Here is a 17,873-nt window from a genome sequence, read left to right on the forward strand (position 1 = left end):
TCCAGTTATTTACTAATCTGCTGCTGCGCCCACAGGGCTAGTTTCTCGCGGAAAATTTTTGCATTGTGACGGATATCCATAGGAAAAGCCTGATGAATTAAAAACTCTTTAATACCTGCTGTCTGCGGGTGGCGGTCAGCCATAAATTTTAATTCATTAAAAAGTTTAATCGAACTTTCCGACGGTTTGCTGATTAGTTCAATGCACAGCAGCGGTACTGTCTGTTCATTAAGCTGCACTGCAACCAGAGCACTGCGTTTAACAGCAGGGTGGGTATTAAAAATGCGTTCGCAGGGAATTGAAAAATAACTTTTTAATTCATTTTTATACACAGAATCAACAGCATGAGACTTACGGCCGCACATCCATAGTTTACCGGACTCATCGAGATAACCAAGATCACCCATGCGGTGACGTACTGCTGTGCCGTCATTGATTTTACTGGCTAGTGTTGCCTGATCTCTATGATAATAGCTTGAACTAACCTGCGGACCTTTAACCACAATTTCGCCTATCTCATAAGGGGGCAGACTAAGCTTCTCATCCCAGTTTTCAATAACCTGTTCACTGATTTTAATAATAGTGATCTCGGTTGCATCCACTGGTAATCCAACACAGATGCCGCCGCCGCTGTCGGTAATAGACTCTGTCTGCAGCAGCTGCTGACTGCCGATTTTACTTATAGGCAGTGATTCAGTGGCTCCGTATGAATTGAGTATTTCAACTCCTTTATCAAGCAGTTTAGTAAAACGTTCAATAGAGGGCAGGGTAGCTGGTGCACCGGCCGAAATTACACGTTTAATACTGTGCAGTTTTAAGCTCTGTACTAAACCAGCCTGGCCCAGCAGCTCTATTAGTGCCGGATTGGCAAACAGATTCGAGCACTGATATTTTTCAATGGCGGCAAATATATTATTCGGATCGGCTGTAATTGGTTTACTGGCGTCCATATCAGGAACAATGGATGCCATGCCTAGTGCCGGACCGAACAGAGAAAACAGTGGAAAAGTGGCAAGATCTGCTTCACCCGACTGTATGGCATAATCATTTTTTAACACATTGATCTGCGCTTCAAACATCGCATGGCTGTAAACCACACCTTTCGGCGTGCCGGTGCTGCCGCTGGTAAACAGAATAGCGGCCATCTGCTCCTGCTCCAGCTTAACCATCTCATAGGGCTGCTCTGTTTTATATTTTCTCAATAAAGTTTTTAAACTGCTGCCGCCCCATAGGCCGGATCCTGCAACTGTGATGTTATGCTTAATACTTTCCTTACCCCAGCCGAATAAACGCCTTGCCAGATGGGCCTTGGGAATACCGATAAATATATCCGGCAGCGCCTCGCTAAAGCACTGTTTAAGGTTTTTAGTGCCCATACCGGGATCCACTAGTATTGGAACAATACCGGCTTTAAATAATGCAAATGTCAGGGCAAAAAAATCAATGCTGGGTGTTACCATCAGTACCGCTTTATCACCGCTTTTTAAACCATACTGATTAAGCGCAAAAGCGATCTGATCACTGCGCCGGTTAAGTGACTCAAAGTCAATTTCCTGGTAAGTCAGTTTATTAAACTGCTGCTTCTGAACGGCAACAGCAAGGGATTTAGGTATGTTGTCAGCAGCATCGATAAGATGTCGGCAAAGATTGGCTTGATTGATATTTTGCATAAATGAGTGAATATCTACCTTTAGTGTTTTTATAAACTTAGTGCCGTTAAGGATTTAACGACACTATAGGTGTTCATTTATGGATTATCTGCCATAAATGTTTTAACCAGAGGGATCACCTCTTCAGCTGCATCTTCAAGAATATAATGACCGCAGTCAGCAAATTCATTAACAGACGCCTGGGGCATTTTTTCTTTCCAGACATCTAAGAAATGTTTATCAAAAACAAAGTCTTTTAGGCCCCAGCAGATAATAGTGGGGACTTTCTGCAGGTTTTGCAAACTTTTTTCGATCTCAGAAACCAGCTGATAGCTTTTATCATTAGGAAACAGTGGAATATCCTGCACAAAGCGTAAAGTTGAAATACGATTCTTCCAGGAGTTAAAGGGCATGACATAGGCCTTGCGGATATCTTTAGGCATAGGTTTACGCTTGACGCCGACATAGGAAGCAATGGACGAAAAGGCATTAAAACCGCGTACCAGTATTGTCCCTAGGCGCATATTACGGCAGATCCATAACGGAACAGGTAAGCTTTTGCTTTTAGGAAGGTGGAAGGCGCCGGTGTTTAAAACTACTAAACGTTTAATACGTTCAGGGTAGCGGGCCGCATATCCCATGCCGATCATGCCGCCCCAGTCATGTACAACTAAGGTGATGTTTTCTGTTATCTGCAGCGATTCCAGCAGTGCTTCTAAATCATCAATACGAGATTTAAGCGTGTATTCATAATCTTTATCGCCGGGTTTATCAGATAAACCACAGCCGATATGATCCGGCACAATACACTGATACCGGCTGCTTAGTGCAGTCACTAAATTACGGTAATAAAAGGACCAGCTTGGATTACCGTGCACCATAACAACGGGTTCGCCGCTGCCTTCATTAAGATAGTGGTACTGCTGACCGTTACGGTCTAAATAGTTGCGTTTAAAAGGGAATAAAGTATCTAAATTCATATTACCACTCAAGTCCTAGCATCATACAGTTAAGGCCGCTGCCTATACCTAAAAAGCTGACATTATCACCTTTTTTCAAGAAACCCTGATCATGCGCCATAGCTGCAGTCACAGGTAGAGAGACGGTGCCCATATTGCCGAGTTTCTGAAAAGTAGGAAACTCTTTATGTGCTGGAATATTTAAAGCCGCTAATACCTGTTTCTGGTTTGCCGAGCCGACCTGATGACAGATAACTTTATCAACCTGCTCGTTGACCCAGTTTCTCTGACTTAAAAAATGTTTCCAGGTATCAAGCGCCAGTGCCACACCTTCTTTAAGCAGCGGTACGGCATTGGTGCGCATAAACTCGCGGTGCAGTTTTAAACCCACTTCCTGCAGACCCCATTTGCATAAATCATTATGCTCTGGTGCAGAAAGGTGGCTGGCGCCTAATAATTTATGCTGGCGTGAGTTTTTCAGAGGCAGAGAGCCGTCTGTTAATAAAACCGCCACTGCGCCGGAGCCGCCCGTTAAAGTAGCTAAAGACTGAGAAAAATTCTGGATGGTCTGATTTTCCAGCATATTGTCGATAGTAATATCAACAATATGACGGGCTGATTCACAGGAAACCACTAAACCGGCTTTTATCTGGCCAAGTTCGATGCGGTTGGCAATATCCAGCATGCCCGATAAAACCCCTAAGCAGGCATTACTGATATCGTATATTGCCGTGCTGTTATTAACACCTAGCTCAGCTGCAATGCGGCAGGCCGTAGCCGGCTCATGCTGATCCCGGCAGACACCGGTATAAACAACAGCACCGACATCATTAATGTTAACACCGGTTTCATCGATGGTTTTTTTAGCCGCTTCAATAGCTCCGTCGGATAAACGATGATCTGACGGCCACCAGCGCCGTTCCTGGATGCCGGTTAAAGCTGCCAGCTGACCCATAGGGATGCGGAGTTTCTGATACAAAGGCGCAAGGCGCGACTCTAATTCGCTGCTTGAAACTGCATGCGGAGCCAATTCGTAAGCAAGGCTGTTGATAAAAACGCGTGAATATTTCATTAAACTGATTTATATCTCATCTATTACTACTTTACCTATAAGAGTAAATTTTAAGCAATTAAGCATACCCTCAAATCGAGCGCGTAGGTTAACGCAAAATCTTTGTTTTAACAAAGGGCTAAGTAAAAAGAATACCAGCTTTAGCCTTTTTTATTGCGTCTGCACGCATTAACAGCGCTTTATTTACAGGATTTTTGTATTAATTTCTGAATATTTTGTTTTTTTTGCAGGAAATATCATCTGTAAAACGATTTTTAATGAGTAAATAATGAGATTAGGAAATTCAGTTTTTTAATAATAGATCTCTAGAACAGTATTTTCATACTGATATCGATAACAATTAATTGTGAATGAAAATTGAGTTTATATTAAGGCAAATGATCTGCCTTGATTTTTTGTTTTGATTCAAGTCAATGTTTTTAGCTTGTTGCGTGTAACTGCACCATATATATTTCAGTTTTTACATTTGGTTCAATGTTTTAATGTTGTGAATATAAAGTCATTGACTAACGACATTCCTTTAGAGGAGTATAAATAAAAACATCAAATCAAAGTATGTGTCAGCTGAGTTTTTGCTGAGTTGTACTAAATCAGCATCGTAGGGAGTATGCATGCGCAAATATTTAGCTGTTCCACTTTTAGCCCTTTCGTTAATTGTTAGTTTTTTCTCTTCCGCAAGTCTATCCGTCAAAGAACCGCGCATTGTATTAACCGATAAAAATAAAAAGGGCGAATTTAAGGTTTACAACACTTCCGACAAGACGCTCTCTTTTCGTGTCAGCTTGATTGAGAAGCAGATGGACGGTAAGGGAAATATTAAAACGGTTAGTACTTCACTGACTTCCGCTGGCGATTATGTGCGTGTCGGGCCGCGTATGGGAAAAAACATTGCGCCGAAGGATTATCAGAAGTTTCGTCTACGAGCAAAATTTTCAAAAATGCCGGAGGGGGAGTTTCGCAGTCATCTGCTGATTGAACCAATTACGCCGCCGACAGAAGAAACAGCGCCGGGTATTCATCTAAAACCTACCATTAAATACTCAATTCCTTTAATTCTGCGTCATGGTCAGTTACAGGCCAATGTCTCCATTAATAATGCCAGGGTCATTGTAAATGAAAAGAATCAGTCGGTAGTGCAGTTTGACCTATTAAGAGAAGGAGAGCGCTCAGTATACGGCGATGTGCAGGTATTTATGCTGCAGGACAATAAGGAAATATTATTAACTTCCATTAACAGCCAGGCTATTTATACGGATATTAACAGCCGTAAATTTTCTATTAACCTGCAAAAAAAGCTGGAAAAAAATACTCAGCTAAAAATTCTATTTAAAGAAAATCCAGAGTTTGGCGGTGACAGCCAGGCCCAGAGTATATTAAAGATTTAATCAATAATGATTAATACAGCGCAGAGGGCAGATCTGTTTCATTTTTAATTGATTGTGCCTAATGCAAAAGCAACTATAAAAAGGAAATTTTAATGAAAACTATTAAAGTACTAGCATTAACAGCAGCGCTTGTTTCAACTGGTGTAGTAGCGGAAACTTACACTACAACGGTTGGAGTAACTAATCTGGCTACAGCATTGAATTGGGAACAAACAACACCACTGCAGTTTCCTAGTTTATTACTTGATGGTGCGACACCGGCAAATGCAAAATGTTATGTAGGTTATGCTTCTCCATACGATAGTGTAGGTAACAATAGATTATGCCCTGGTGATAAAAGTGCAGCAACAGAAGCAGTATTTGCGATAACAGGCACACCAAATGCGACAATCACTGTTCAGCATACTGTTACTCCTCAAACGATTGAAGGCATTACATTCTACTCTTATATTAATAGTGGTAAATCAATTGTCTTAGATAGTGCCGGAGTAGGGGCCTATAAGTTAGGAGGGCAATTACAACTTGTAGATCAATCTCTTAATACTAGTGACAGCCTTACTTTTAGTTATGACCTTGAGTTTGTTGCGCAGTAATTCTGTACTGGTGATTAAGTGAGGTTATAGCTAATGAAACGAATTCAATTTTTTCTTTTGCTTACAGGGTTTGTTACTGTCGTTAATGCAGAGACTTACACAACCTCAGTTAATATTAATAACTCGGCAAAAGCACTGCACTGGTCTGAAACTACAAGTTTGCGGTTTGCTAATGTACTGTTGGATGGCGCGACACCTCTAGGAGCGCGCTGCAGTACATCTAGCAATCAGGCTGATAAAAACCGTTTATGTCCTGGTTATCGTGGTGAAGTCAGTAATGCGTTGTTTACACTTTCTGGTGAACCTAACGCACTGGTGTATGTGTTGATTGATACTAGAGCGCAGAGACGTGATGGTATTAGTTTTAAACCTGTGCTTATTCAAGGCACACAGGTGCGTTTAGATGCACATGGTAAAGGCAGCTACCAGTTAGGCGGTGAGTTAACTTTCAGCGATTATTCTGCCAGCGGCAATATCAGTTATGGTTATGATATTGAATTTTATGTGCAGTAAATGTTTTTAAAGAGTTTACAGCGCACTTTGTGTTGGGCACTCCTTTTATTAGGACTGCCCTTTTTAGTTTATGCGCAGGACGAACCTGAGCTGTTGTTCCTTGATGCTTATTTAGACCGCAGTGATCTCAACAGCAGTATTGAGGTAATTACCCCGGATTTTATCCTCTTTTATCTGTCTATTGATGAACTTGCCACCCTGCTGGATCTGCCCCTGACCATTGAGCCGAAGTTAAGCCTGATCTCCGGATGGTTTATCAATGAAACTAATATCGTTGATATTAATATTGATACCCTGCAGTACAAAATAGGTGAAAAGAGTGGAACGCTAAAAAATAACGATTTTTTAAATGCTGATGATATGCTTTATATCAATAATCGGGCATTAGATCGATTATTTGGATTACATAGTGAAATCCGCACTAACGATCTTAAAATTAATTTTACCTCTGATTTGCAGCTGCCGTATCAGGCTAAACTTGAACGTCTAACAAAACAAAAAATGCATGCTTCTAGGCAGGGCAACAGGAAGGATGCACATTTAGTTTATGATAATTATCAGTGGCTGGGATCGCCTAATATTGATATCTCTTCGCAGCTGAGCACTTCGCGTAAAAATTATCAGCAGGAAAATTCTGATAATATAGTGTTCACCGGCAGTGCAGATATTGCTAAGCACGGCAGTGAGTTCTATTTTAATAAACGCCAGGACGACCTGCAGATGCGCATAAAAATGTATAAGTCGCTGGCTGTCAATAACCGCAGCTGGTATTACGAATTTGGTGATGCCGGCGGTCTGGCAAACAGTCTTAGCGGCGGGGGCGGGTTAGGTCGAGGTTTCAGTTTTCGTCAGAGCCGTGACAGTAATCAGGATTTTTCCAGCCGCCGTCTTGAAGGCAATGCCCAGCCCGGCTGGGAAGCAGAATTATACCGTAATGGTGCCTTGATTGATTACCAGGAAATTTCCGATAACGGATATTATCTGTTTGATAATGTGCCTATCCAGTTAGGGCAGAATAATTTTGTTATTGTACTGTACGGTCCGCAGGGGCAGAGAAAAGAGATTGAGGAAAGTTTTGTCGGTCACTCGTTGAAGCAGAAATCCGGGCAGTGGACTCCAGAGTTTTCTATTATTGAGCCCTATCAGCGGGTTATTCCTCTGCATTATAAAGAAAAAAAAGGCCGTAATATAAATGCTTCGATTAGTTACGGCCTCAGTGATCAGCTCCAGGCATCATTGGGTTGGAATGAAAAGGAGCAAAGCTACACTGAACAAAAGTACCGTTATATTAATAATGCGTTTAAAGGCAGCTGGCGGGATGTTGTTTTTAATCTTGAATCGGCTTATGAAACCACTGACAGCAATCTAAGCTACAGTGCAGAGGTGTTGTCGCAGTTCCGGCAGCATGACTGGGGAATAAACTATTTACATCAGAATGACAGTCAAAGGGATGCTTATCAAAGCATAGGCCTAAGTATGATGGGAAATCAGGCACTTATCAGCAGTCAGGATAATTATTCATTTAGTATTAATTATTTAAAACAAAACAGTGATAATTCGCTGAACTTATCGGGGCAGCATAGTGCTAATTATGAAAGCTTCAGTTTAAATAATCGTCTGGACTTTATACAGGCTAGAGATTCCCGCGAGCTTAGCGGCAATACAAGCGCTAACTATAACCTCAGCGGCAATATGTTTATCCTGGACTGGCAGTATAAGGCCTGGCCGGAGCCTAAGACCCGCAGCGTCAGTGCAAGTTACAGCCGGCGCTTTGGGAAAACCTATCTGCAGCTGCGCAGCAATATAAATAGAATACAGAGAAACAGCGACTACAGTGCGCAGTTAAGCTGGAGTTTTAAATATTTCCGTTTAGGGACCCGCATGACGGTTGATGATCAGAAAAATTACACTATGGCGTTAACTTTTTCCACCGGTTTAGCGGTCAACGCGGAGCAGATGCATTTCAGCCGTAATACCTTAAAGAATACTGCAACCATTAAAGCGATAGCGTTTGAAGACAGTAATTACAACGGCGTGTTTGATGAAAATGAGCAGGCCGTTTCCGGTGTTCAGTTTAAGGGCAATTCAGCCTGGAAAAATAAACAAACTGATGACCAGGGAATTGTTTATCTGCCGGAAGTGAAAACATCTTCTACGCAGTATATTGAATTTAAAGAAGACTCATTAGATGATCCTTTTCTGGTGGTGGATAAACCCTATATTGAAGTTGAAGCACATGCCGGCGGGCTTAACGAGCTGTATTTCCCTATTTACCAGACCAGTGAAATAGAAGGCGAGATTATGCTGCGCCGTAAAGATGAAGAGACAGTTACTCAACAGGCAGTGCCTTTGCTGTTAGTTAATGAGAAGGGCGAGCAGAAAGGACGTGTGCTTAGTGAGTATGATGGTTTTTTTGTTTTTGAAGGTGTTATTCCGGGGAAATATCGAATTGTCGTTGAACAGAATTATCTCAGGCGCAAAGGTTTTGTTTTTGATCAGCCGCTGGAAATTGATATGCAGACTAATGATGAATTAGAGGGAATTGAGGTGGGCACCTTATTTATTAGCGAAATTGAATTAGGGGCTAAATAGCCCCTGTATAAGTTTAAGCTGACTAACCTACTGCCGGGATAAATCCGGCCATCTGTAACAGCTGCGCTGCAATTATTAATAAACCAACAGCGGTAACCGTGTACAAAGCAAGACTGCCTCCGCGTACCTGATAGCATTCTTGCGTTTTTTGGTGAGTTTTACGCTGCGCTCTGACCATAGCTACGGGTAAAAACACTGCAAGGATCACCAGGGCAACGGCAGCATAACCTAAAGCCGTTATAAACCCCTGCGGGTAAAACAGCGCAAAACAAAGCGGCGGTATAAAAGTAACCAGCGCAGTTTGCAGGCGTCCTGTTAAACAGTTAGTACGTTTTAAGGTATCAGAAATAAAATCGAACAGACCTAAGCTGACACCAAGGAAAGAGGTCGCCAGGGCAAGATCGGCAAAAATGGATACAGATTTACTGACCATGGGGTTATTGAGCATACTGCTTAATGTGCTGATAAATGCGCCTAATGTTGTACTGGCTATTAAGTCAGACTGATTCAGTACTCCTTGACTGGCAGCCTGCCATAAAATATATACCAGCAGCGGCAGTGCAGAGCCGATCAGCATTATTTTACGCAGGGATTTAATATCTACACCGACGTAGCGTACAACTGACGGAATACTGCCGTGGAACCCAAAGGAGGTAAAAACAACGGGCAGCGCTGAGATGATCAGTCCTTTATGTACCGGCATTTCAACGAGATGCTGACTTTGTATATGCGGGATTAACAGCCATAACATGACCAGAAGCGCAATAACCTTCAGGGTAAACAGAGCGCGGTTGACCATATCCACGGAATGGGTACCGATTGATACTACTGCTGCTATGATCACGGTAAAAATAATAGTACCAGTGTGCGGGTTAACATTAAGGCCCATCCAGTTAGTTAATTTATCATTAAGCTGCGCGCCGCCGCCGGCAATATAGGCTGAACATAATGCATAAAACAGGAACATCATGGCAAAGCTGGCGATCATCTGCCCTTTACGTCCGAGTAACTGCTGAGCAAGGGTATGCAAGGTGGCATGTGGTGCTGCATGCTGGTGTACTTCGAGCATTAACAGTGCGGTGTAGATCATTAAAGACCAGATAGCGGCCATCAGCAGTGCTGCAGTTGTGAAGCCAAGTGAGGCTGAAGCTAAGGGCAGTGCTAACATGCCAGCCCCGATGGTGGTTCCGGCAATAATCAGTATGCTGCCGAAGGTTTTATTCATAGACATTATTTTAAGTTTCCAAAAATTTGTTATTAAAGCTGTTATTTAAAGACGCAGATTATTAACGAATAAAACAGGCTTAATCGTGAAAAAGCGTCAAAATGCTGCAGAATTAGACTGGATAATGGCGATGAATCTGACGATAGTAGAGGTGGCCGCAGAAGTTGTTCACAATAGGTGCTCTTAAAATAAAATGATAGTTTTAAACAGGGAAAGAGCAGAGTAATTGCACTTACCGCTGCTGTCAATGATTGTTGTGTTTGTTTATTTAAGTTAAATATTAAAGGTAATAGCGGGCTTGGTTTGTGTTTAATAAAATAATCCAAGACCCGGTAATTTACTGCTAGCTGTTAAAACTTTAACGGCTTACCTTTTTTCAAGTAATTTAGCCATTGTCGGTTACCCTGCATGGCATTTAAAATACTACAGCTGAAGGGTAACGGCTCTTTATTTATCTGCCCGGCCAGCATCTCTGCCAGTAACGGCGCGGTGCATAATCCCCGAGAGCCTAATCCGGTTAATATAAACAGATTATCATGGAAAGGGGCGTCGTTTGGATTTACTGACTTGTGAGCATCCTGGTAAAACTCTTTGTTTGCCTGGTAATCTGGCAGCGCACCTGCGTAGGGAAAATGATCCCGTGTGGTGCAGCGGATACCGACATTGGCATCCTGGTGCTCTATATCAATCTGCTTTACCCAGTCTTTGTCCGTTATACACTTTGCCAGCTTGTATTTATTATCTGCTTGTTCTTGTTGGGAAAAAGCTTCATCTGTTACGTGACGTTTAAAGGTTGCTCCCATACAGTGCTGTTGATTATTAACCGGTGTTAAATAACCTTCATGGCATAAAGTCACCTGCAAAGTGCCAAGTTTTTCGTTTGTCGGCACATGAGTTACCTGACCGCGGGCCGCTGATAACGGCAGCGCTTCACTTTGTTTGAACTGCAGCGTATTAAACCCCGTGGTTAAAACCAGCAGATCGTGTTTAACACTTCTGGAAGCAAAATCTAATCTCCAATGATCCTGCTGCTGAGCAAAGGAATCTAGTTTGTGGTTAAAGTGGATAGTCAGATTACCGCTTTGCTTAGCTTTATCAAAAAGAGCGTTAACCATCTGTTTCGGACTTAACCATCCGGCCATTGGGTAAAACAGTGCCTGCTGGCCAATATCGATGGCCGCAATTGCATCACTTTGAGCTGCTGATTTACGGCAGACAAGTCCCTCCGGCAGTTTTGCCTGTAGTATTTTATCTAATTTCTTTGCTGCGCTTGGGTCGTAATAGAGCTGCAGTAAACCTGAAAAATCATAAGCAAATGGAAAAAAATCTGCAGTTTGAAGTACATAATTACGCGCAAATAAAAATGAATTAGCAAAAAACTGGCTTAAAAAATCGTGACTGCCGTTTAATAAAGGATATAGGGCGCCCTGCTGATTGCCGGATGCACCTAGCGCAAATTCTGCGTCTTTGCAGTAAAGGCTGACTTTATAACCGCGTTTGATTAAAGCTAAGGTGATACAGGCACCGGCAATACCGCCTCCGATAACAGCAATACTTTCCGTAGCAGAAGTTTTGCCGGCTCGATAATGGGGACCGCAGGGCTGGCTGTTTACAACAGATCTGTCAAAGTCGCCGATAAGCATTTCCCGTTTTTTGCCGTAACCTTTACGCTTATGCATATTAAATCCGGCGTTTATTAAACCTCTGCGTACAAAACCGGCTGCAGTAAAAGTGGCGATAGTCGCTTGATGCTTAGACGTTTTGGCAATCTGTGTGAATAACTGTTCACTCCACATATCCGGGTTTTTACCCGGCGCAAATCCATCAAGATACCAGCAGTCAAAAATTCCCGTATTATAATGATGCACAGTTGGAAGTGTTTCTTTGACATCACCAAACCACAGGTCCAGGGTGATATTGAAATTATCCAGAGTAATGCGGTGACAGCCGGTTAACGGCAGTGGATATTGTTCAATTAACGGCTTAATAAAATCTTTAAGCGCCGGCCATCTATTTAAAGCCTTGTGCAGATCCTCTTTATTAAGAGGGTATTTTTCGAAACTGCTGAAATGCAGGCGCTGCAGCTTAGCTTCTGGATTGGCTGTGCGAAACTTATGAAACTCTAAACAGGTAAGCAGAAAGTTAAGACCGGTACCGAAACCTGTTTCGGCAATAGAAAAAAATGAACCGCTGCTGTTTAACCAGCGCTGCTGTATATTACTGCCCTGTATAAAAACATACAGGGATTCGTTTAATCCTTGTTCAGTATTAAAATAGACATCTTCAAATAGGGCTGAAAACGGCTCGGACTGATCAGACCAGTTTATTTCGGCATGCGTAATTAATTTGTTTTTGTCTTCAGACAAGATATATTTCCTATTCTGTGCGATTATATTTGAGTTTTATATCGGTGTGCCTTGAATTTACGAATAACGGCCACATTTCGATAATCATATAATTAGTCCCTCATGCAATAAAGGCTTAATAATGAAAAGAGCAGTAATTACAGGTATTGGTATTGTTTCTAGTATTGGTAACAATAAGGAAGAAGTTTTAGAGTCACTGAAAAGTGGTAAATCTGGCATCACATTCTCCGAGCAGTTTGCTGAGATGAAAATGCGCAGCCAGGTTTGGGGTGACTTAAAAATTGTGCCAAGTGAACATATTGACCGTAAAGTAATGCGCTTTATGGGTGATGCCGCTGCATTTACATACCTTTCTATGGAACAGGCAATCGCGGATGCGAACCTTTCAGAAGAGATGGTTTCTAACGAGAGAACGGGTTTAGTTGCCGGCTCTGGCGGCGGTTCTTCTAAAAACCAGGTTGACGCATGTCAAATTATGAAAGACAAAGGCGTTCGTCGCGTTGGTCCTTATATGGTGCCTCGTACTATGGCAAGCACAACATCAGCTTGTGTTGCAACACCGTTTAAAATTAAAGGTATTAACTACTCAATGAGCTCTGCTTGCGCAACAAGCTCTCATTGTATCGGCCATGCACTTGAGCAGATCCAGCTTGGTAAGCAGGATATCGTTTTTGCCGGCGGCGGTGAAGAATTAGACTGGACTATGGCTTGTGAATTTGACGCTATGGGCGCGCTTTCAAGCAAGTACAATGAAACTCCAGAAAAAGCATCACGTACCTATGATGCTAACCGTGACGGTTTTGTTATTTCCGGCGGCGGCGGTATTGTTGTTGTTGAAGAACTTGAGCACGCGCTTGCCCGCGGCGCAAAAATTTACGCTGAAATCGTAGGTTACGGCGCAACTTCTGACGGTTACGATATGGTTGCTCCTTCTGGTGAAGGTGCAGTTCGCTGTATGCGTCAGGCACTAGCAACGGTTGAAGGTGAAGTTGACTACTTAAATACACACGGTACTTCTACACCAGTTGGCGATACTAAAGAATTAGAAGCAATTAATGAAGTATTTGCAGATAAAGCGCCGAAAATTAGTGCAACTAAATCTCAAACTGGTCATGCACTAGGTGCCGCTGGTGTTCATGAAGCTGTCTACAGCCTGCTTATGATGGAAAATGATTTTATCTCTCCTTCTATCAATGTTGAAGAAGTAGATGAGAAAGCGACTGCACTGCCTATCGTTAAAAACACAGCGGTTGATGCTAAACTGAACATCGTAATGTCAAACAGCTTTGGTTTTGGCGGTACAAACGCAACATTAGTATTTAAACGTTTCTCATAATCGTTTTAAATTCTATTGTTGAACTTGATGTTCAAATTTAAAAGGAGCTTTTAGCTCCTTTTTTGTTGCTGATATACCCAAAACTACTTCAAGATGCTGTTTTCTGCATTTTGATCTAGTTTGAGTATAATAATTGGAGATATAAATGAATATTTATATCGATGAAAACATTCCCTATGCACGGGAATTTTTTGCCGGTCTCGGCAGACTGCATTTTTTTGCCGGGCGCTCGGTTTGTGCACAGCAGTTAGCAGATGCAGATGTACTGCTGGTTCGCTCAATTACTCAAGTTAATGAACAGCTGTTAAGTATCAACCATTCGCTTAAATTTGTCGGCACCGCTACTATCGGCACGGATCATATCGATCAGGATTATCTGCACAAACGTGGTATCACATTCAGCAGCGCGCCGGGCTGTAATAAAATTTCGGTTGCTGAATATATATTAAGCAGTCTGCTGGTGTTAGCTGAAAAGCAGCAGTTTCAGTTAACTGATAAAACCGTGGCGATTGTCGGGGCTGGGAACACTGGAAGTGCTGTTTTTCAACGCTTAAATGCTTTAGGTCTCCGCTGTAAACTCTATGATCCGCCGCTGCAGCAGGCCGGCGATAAACGAGACTTCTGCTCTTTCGCCGAGGTGTTAGAGTCGGATATTATCAGCCTGCATGTACCTAAAACTGCCGCTGGTAAATTTCCTACTGTGCATATGTTTGCTGAACAGGAGCTCAAGAAGCTTACTAAGAAACAGATATTATTAAATGCATCGCGCGGTGAAGTTATCGACAATCAGGCTTTATTAAAAATTGCTCAGCAAGGTTTACATCCTGCATTAGTACTAGATGTGTGGGAAAATGAGCCCGCTGTTGAGAAGCAGTTATTGCCGTTTGTGGAAATTGCAACGCCGCATATTGCCGGTTACAGTTTAGACGGGAAAGTGCGCGGGACCGAAATGCTCTACCAGGCTCTATGTGAATTATTAGATATAAAGCCGAAATACCGAGCAAAAGACTTTACCGCAGCCGCCGCTGTTAATCAGGTAACTATTTCGCAGAAAATTGATCAAACGTTGTTAAAATCATTAATGCATATGATTTTTGATGTCCGCCGTGATGATGCCTTATTTAGACAAATGATTGATCAAGCTGATGGTTTTGATACCATGCGCAAAACTTACAAGGAACGCCGTGAATTATCGACATTAGTTGTCCACTCCAGCGTAAAACAAAACACATTATTACAGTCGTTAGGTTTCTCTACCAATGAGCTGAATGACACAAAGGAATAACATGAAATCTGAATACAATATTGCCCTGATTGGTGATTTAAACGGCTGTATCGAAGCCACATTAGAAGTACTGGTAAAACGTGATTTTCCAGTGGGTAAAATTTTCCCCCTGGTGAATGAAGGAAGCGGCTTAGACGATGAAGAACAGGTAAATACAGTGATGTTTTCCGGTAAACCTGTAGATGTTGTAGATATCTCAAGTTTTGACTGGAATACAGTTGATATTGCCTTCTTCCTGACGGATATAGAAACAACGCTGCAGTGGGCAGATACTGCCAGCGAGTATTGTGTGGTGATCGATAACAGCGGTGCATTTTCTGCTGATGAAAATGTCCCTCTAGTGCAGGCTGGAGTACACGATGAAAACCTCGGCTCTTACAGTGAAACAAATAAAATTGCTCTTGCCGGCAGTGAAGCCGCACAGTTAAGCCTTGCCATTAAACAGCTGCATCAGGAAGTAGGTTTAGTACGCGTTAGTGTATCCAGCTATCAGTCTGTTTCAACGGCTGGTAAAGCCGGGGTAACCACACTTGCCGGTGAAACTGCGCGTCTGTTAAATGCTAAAGGAATCGAAACTGATTTGTTCCCGCAGCAGTCAGCTTTTAATGTTTTTCCTCAGGTAGGTGAATTTAACGAAGAGGGGATCAGCTTAAGTGAGCTTCGCTTAGTTAATGAAATTCGTACGCTGTTAAATGACCCGTCAATTATTGTTTCATCCACTCAGGTTGTTGTACCGATGTTTTACGGCTGCGCGCAGTCTGTACATCTGCAGACTCATTATCCAGTTGATCTGGAAGAAGCGGCACAATACCTGCATCACAGTGAAGGTATCTCATTAGCTGAATCAGTTTGTGATTACCCGGATATGATCAACGATGTTGTTGGTAATGACGGTGTGCAGATTGGCCGTTTACGCAAAGATGTTTGTGATGCCAGCGGCATCAACCTATGGGTTTGTGCTGATAATGTTTATTATGGTGTTGCCAGCAATGCAGTACAAGTTGCTGAAAAACTTATCTATACTTACCTGTAACGGTTTTCTGCTGTTTATTATAGTGGGCTAGGTCTCAATTCTAGCCTTACTTTAGTTTTTATTTCACGGCTCTTGATTGAGCTGGTTTATTATTATTTATTAATAATCATAGTTACTCAATTTTCTGCTTTAACAAGGAATGAATATGAAGCGCCTGCTGCTCTCTCTCTTATGTTGTTCTCCTTTAGTATTTTTCCCAACAGCCAGTGTCAGTCTAGATTTAACTGGACCTGGCGATGAACAAAACTTTGCATATGATCAGTATGGGCCGGTCAGCCCGGCGGAAACTTTGTGGGCGATTTCGACTAAACTGCGCCCGGACAACTCTGTCAGTATTCAGCAGACACTGGTAGCAATATACAAGTTAAATCCTTACGTATTTTATGAAGGTAATATTAATAAAATAATTCCACAGTCCGTTATAAATATACCGCCTTTTCAGTTTGTAGCACAGCAGACTGACAAGGAAGCAATGGCTTTAATTAATAAATATTCTAAAAACCGAAAAGCACAAGCAGCAAAAACAGTGAAGCCTGATATTAAGGCAAAAGAAACAATGCAGGAGAAACCGCCTGTTGTTAAACCTGAACCGCCTAAAGAGGACGTGATAGTCGGCGAAGCAGAAGTTATATTTGATGATGCACAAGCGGTGAAAGCTGCGCAAGTTGAATTTGAGAAGGAAAAACTGGCCGCTGCGGAATTAGAATTACAGAAACTGCAGGAAGAGCTGCTGCTTGTCAATGAGCAGCTGCTTGTTACGACTGAAGAAAATCAGAGTTTGAAAATGAAGCTGCAGCCTCTTGAGGATACAATTTCTGAACTGCAGATACAGATGGAAGACGAGGCTTTAATTCAGAAAAAGCTTCAGAAGATTATTGATGAATATCGTGCCGAGCTGGATGCTGTTGTAGAGCCTCCCTTTAGCGGTGAAGGTATGCTAAATGAAATTCTGCGTGCAGTTACCTCTTCGCTGCTGAATTTGGCAATTGTTATTCTTGCTCCTGTGTTAATTCTATTAGCTGTGTTTTTAGTTGTTGCCCGTTTAAGATCTAAACGCCTGTTAGCTGAACAAGAACAGGAGATGGCAGAATCAACGGCAATCTTAATGGAAGAATCAGGCCAGTTTGATGTGCTGCTGACTGATGAATTTTCCGAAGAAGCTGAGCCGGATTTAGATTTCTCTAAAGACGAGGCAGTTCCCGTGCCGGAAGCACCTGAACAGGAGCAAGCTGAACTTGATGACGAAATACAAGAGATCGATTTAAGCGATGCGTCCGATGACTCGTTTGCTGTTGACCTGACCTCTTCAGATGTAGTTGATCTCACAGCTGAAGATGAAGTTGAAGCCAGTGAAGATGATCCCTTTGGTATCGGCGCATTAAGTGAAGAAGAGCTTATTTCCAGTGTGGATCTGGATGAACCCGAGGTTGAACACAGTGCTGATGATCCTTTTGGTATCGGAGCATTAGTAGAAGAGGAAGATCTTATCTCCGGTGTTGACCTGGTAGATACTGATTCTATTTCTCCCGAGGAGCAGGCTGATTTAGATCTGGCTGCACAATGGGAGTCGCAGTTATCCGAAGACTCGGAAGAATCTGATGTAAAGCTGAATGATGCTGCGGAGCAGGATGAATCTGATGTAAAGCTGAATGATGCTGCGGAGCAGGATGAATCTGATTTTGATTTAACTGCAGCATCGACTTTTGATGAACAAGCATCTGATGATAGCGAAAGCCCAGCAGAAAACGGTTTGTCTGCAGTAAATGAAGAGATAGCAGAGACCGCAATACAAGAGACTGAAACAGAGCTCAGCGAAGATGCTGCCGAACTTGATGCAGCAGTGCTTGCGGAGCTTGAAGAAACAC

At 42.4% G+C, this 17,873-nt stretch carries 13 protein-coding genes; 8 read left to right on the plus strand and 5 right to left on the minus strand.

The annotated features are described in order from the left end of the window. Nucleotides 1-5 precede the first annotated feature (5 nt). From oleC to G337_RS0120670, 3 genes are all read right to left on the minus strand, one after another. Nucleotides 6-1,670, minus strand: a complete 1,665-nt coding sequence (gene oleC, locus G337_RS0120660; RefSeq protein WP_028865525.1) for an olefin beta-lactone synthetase — start codon at nt 1,668-1,670, stop codon at nt 6-8. Between the two features lie 77 nt (nt 1,671-1,747). Then, nucleotides 1,748-2,629, minus strand: a complete 882-nt coding sequence (locus G337_RS0120665) for an alpha/beta fold hydrolase (RefSeq protein ID WP_028865526.1) — start codon at nt 2,627-2,629, stop codon at nt 1,748-1,750. A 1-nt stretch (nt 2,630) separates the two neighbouring features. After that, nucleotides 2,631-3,680 (minus strand): 3-oxoacyl-ACP synthase III, encoded by a 1,050-nt coding sequence (locus tag G337_RS0120670; protein ID WP_028865527.1) that lies wholly within the window; start codon nt 3,678-3,680, stop codon nt 2,631-2,633. Between the two features lie 611 nt (nt 3,681-4,291). Between G337_RS0120670 and G337_RS0120675 the strand changes: the two genes are divergently transcribed. The 4 genes from G337_RS0120675 to G337_RS0120690 all read left to right on the plus strand — a co-directional run bounded on the left by G337_RS0120675 (nt 4,292) and on the right by G337_RS0120690 (nt 8,763). Beyond that, nucleotides 4,292-5,065: a fimbrial biogenesis chaperone gene (locus G337_RS0120675; RefSeq protein WP_028865528.1), complete on the plus strand. Its 774-nt coding sequence runs from the start codon at nt 4,292-4,294 to the stop codon at nt 5,063-5,065. 92 nt (nt 5,066-5,157) lie between these two features. Next, nucleotides 5,158-5,658 (plus strand): hypothetical protein, encoded by a 501-nt coding sequence (locus G337_RS0120680; RefSeq protein ID WP_028865529.1) that lies wholly within the window; start codon nt 5,158-5,160, stop codon nt 5,656-5,658. 33 nt (nt 5,659-5,691) lie between these two features. Further along, nucleotides 5,692-6,171, plus strand: a complete 480-nt coding sequence (locus G337_RS0120685) for a hypothetical protein (RefSeq protein ID WP_028865530.1) — start codon at nt 5,692-5,694, stop codon at nt 6,169-6,171. Then, nucleotides 6,172-8,763: a collagen binding domain-containing protein gene (locus G337_RS0120690; protein WP_028865531.1), complete on the plus strand. Its 2,592-nt coding sequence runs from the start codon at nt 6,172-6,174 to the stop codon at nt 8,761-8,763. A gap of 22 nt (nt 8,764-8,785) precedes the next feature. Here G337_RS0120690 and G337_RS0120695 read toward each other — a convergent pair whose 3' ends face one another. Next, a complete protein-coding gene (locus tag G337_RS0120695; RefSeq protein ID WP_028865532.1) occupies nt 8,786-9,994 on the minus strand; it encodes an aromatic amino acid transport family protein in 1,209 nt (402 codons plus the stop codon). 344 nt (nt 9,995-10,338) lie between these two features. After that, nucleotides 10,339-12,354, minus strand: a complete 2,016-nt coding sequence (gene mnmC / locus G337_RS0120700; protein ID WP_028865533.1) for a bifunctional tRNA (5-methylaminomethyl-2-thiouridine)(34)-methyltransferase MnmC2/FAD-dependent 5-carboxymethylaminomethyl-2-thiouridine(34) oxidoreductase MnmC1 — start codon at nt 12,352-12,354, stop codon at nt 10,339-10,341. Nucleotides 12,355-12,475: 121 nt separating this feature from the next. On the opposite strand from mnmC, the gene fabB reads away from it, so the two are divergent. The 4 genes from fabB to G337_RS26990 form a co-directional block, all read left to right on the plus strand. Further along, nucleotides 12,476-13,690 carry a beta-ketoacyl-ACP synthase I gene (gene fabB, locus G337_RS0120705; protein WP_028865534.1) on the plus strand — a complete coding sequence of 405 codons (1,215 nt, stop codon included), beginning with the start codon at nt 12,476-12,478 and terminating at the stop codon, nt 13,688-13,690. 145 nt (nt 13,691-13,835) lie between these two features. After that, the gene (locus G337_RS0120710) at nt 13,836-14,975 is read left to right on the plus strand and encodes a 4-phosphoerythronate dehydrogenase (RefSeq protein ID WP_028865535.1); all 1,140 of its coding nucleotides are present in this window, start codon (nt 13,836-13,838) and stop codon (nt 14,973-14,975) included. Nucleotide 14,976: 1 nt separating this feature from the next. Continuing rightward, nucleotides 14,977-16,008, plus strand: a complete 1,032-nt coding sequence (locus G337_RS0120715) for an aspartate-semialdehyde dehydrogenase (RefSeq protein ID WP_028865536.1) — start codon at nt 14,977-14,979, stop codon at nt 16,006-16,008. Between the two features lie 145 nt (nt 16,009-16,153). Further along, the coding region (locus G337_RS26990; protein ID WP_037028258.1) for a FimV/HubP family polar landmark protein at nt 16,154-17,873 on the plus strand (1,720 nt) is incomplete at its 3' end.

The organism is Psychromonas aquimarina ATCC BAA-1526 (assembly GCF_000428725.1).
GTDB classification, from domain to species: Bacteria; Pseudomonadota; Gammaproteobacteria; order Enterobacterales; family Psychromonadaceae; genus Psychromonas; species Psychromonas aquimarina.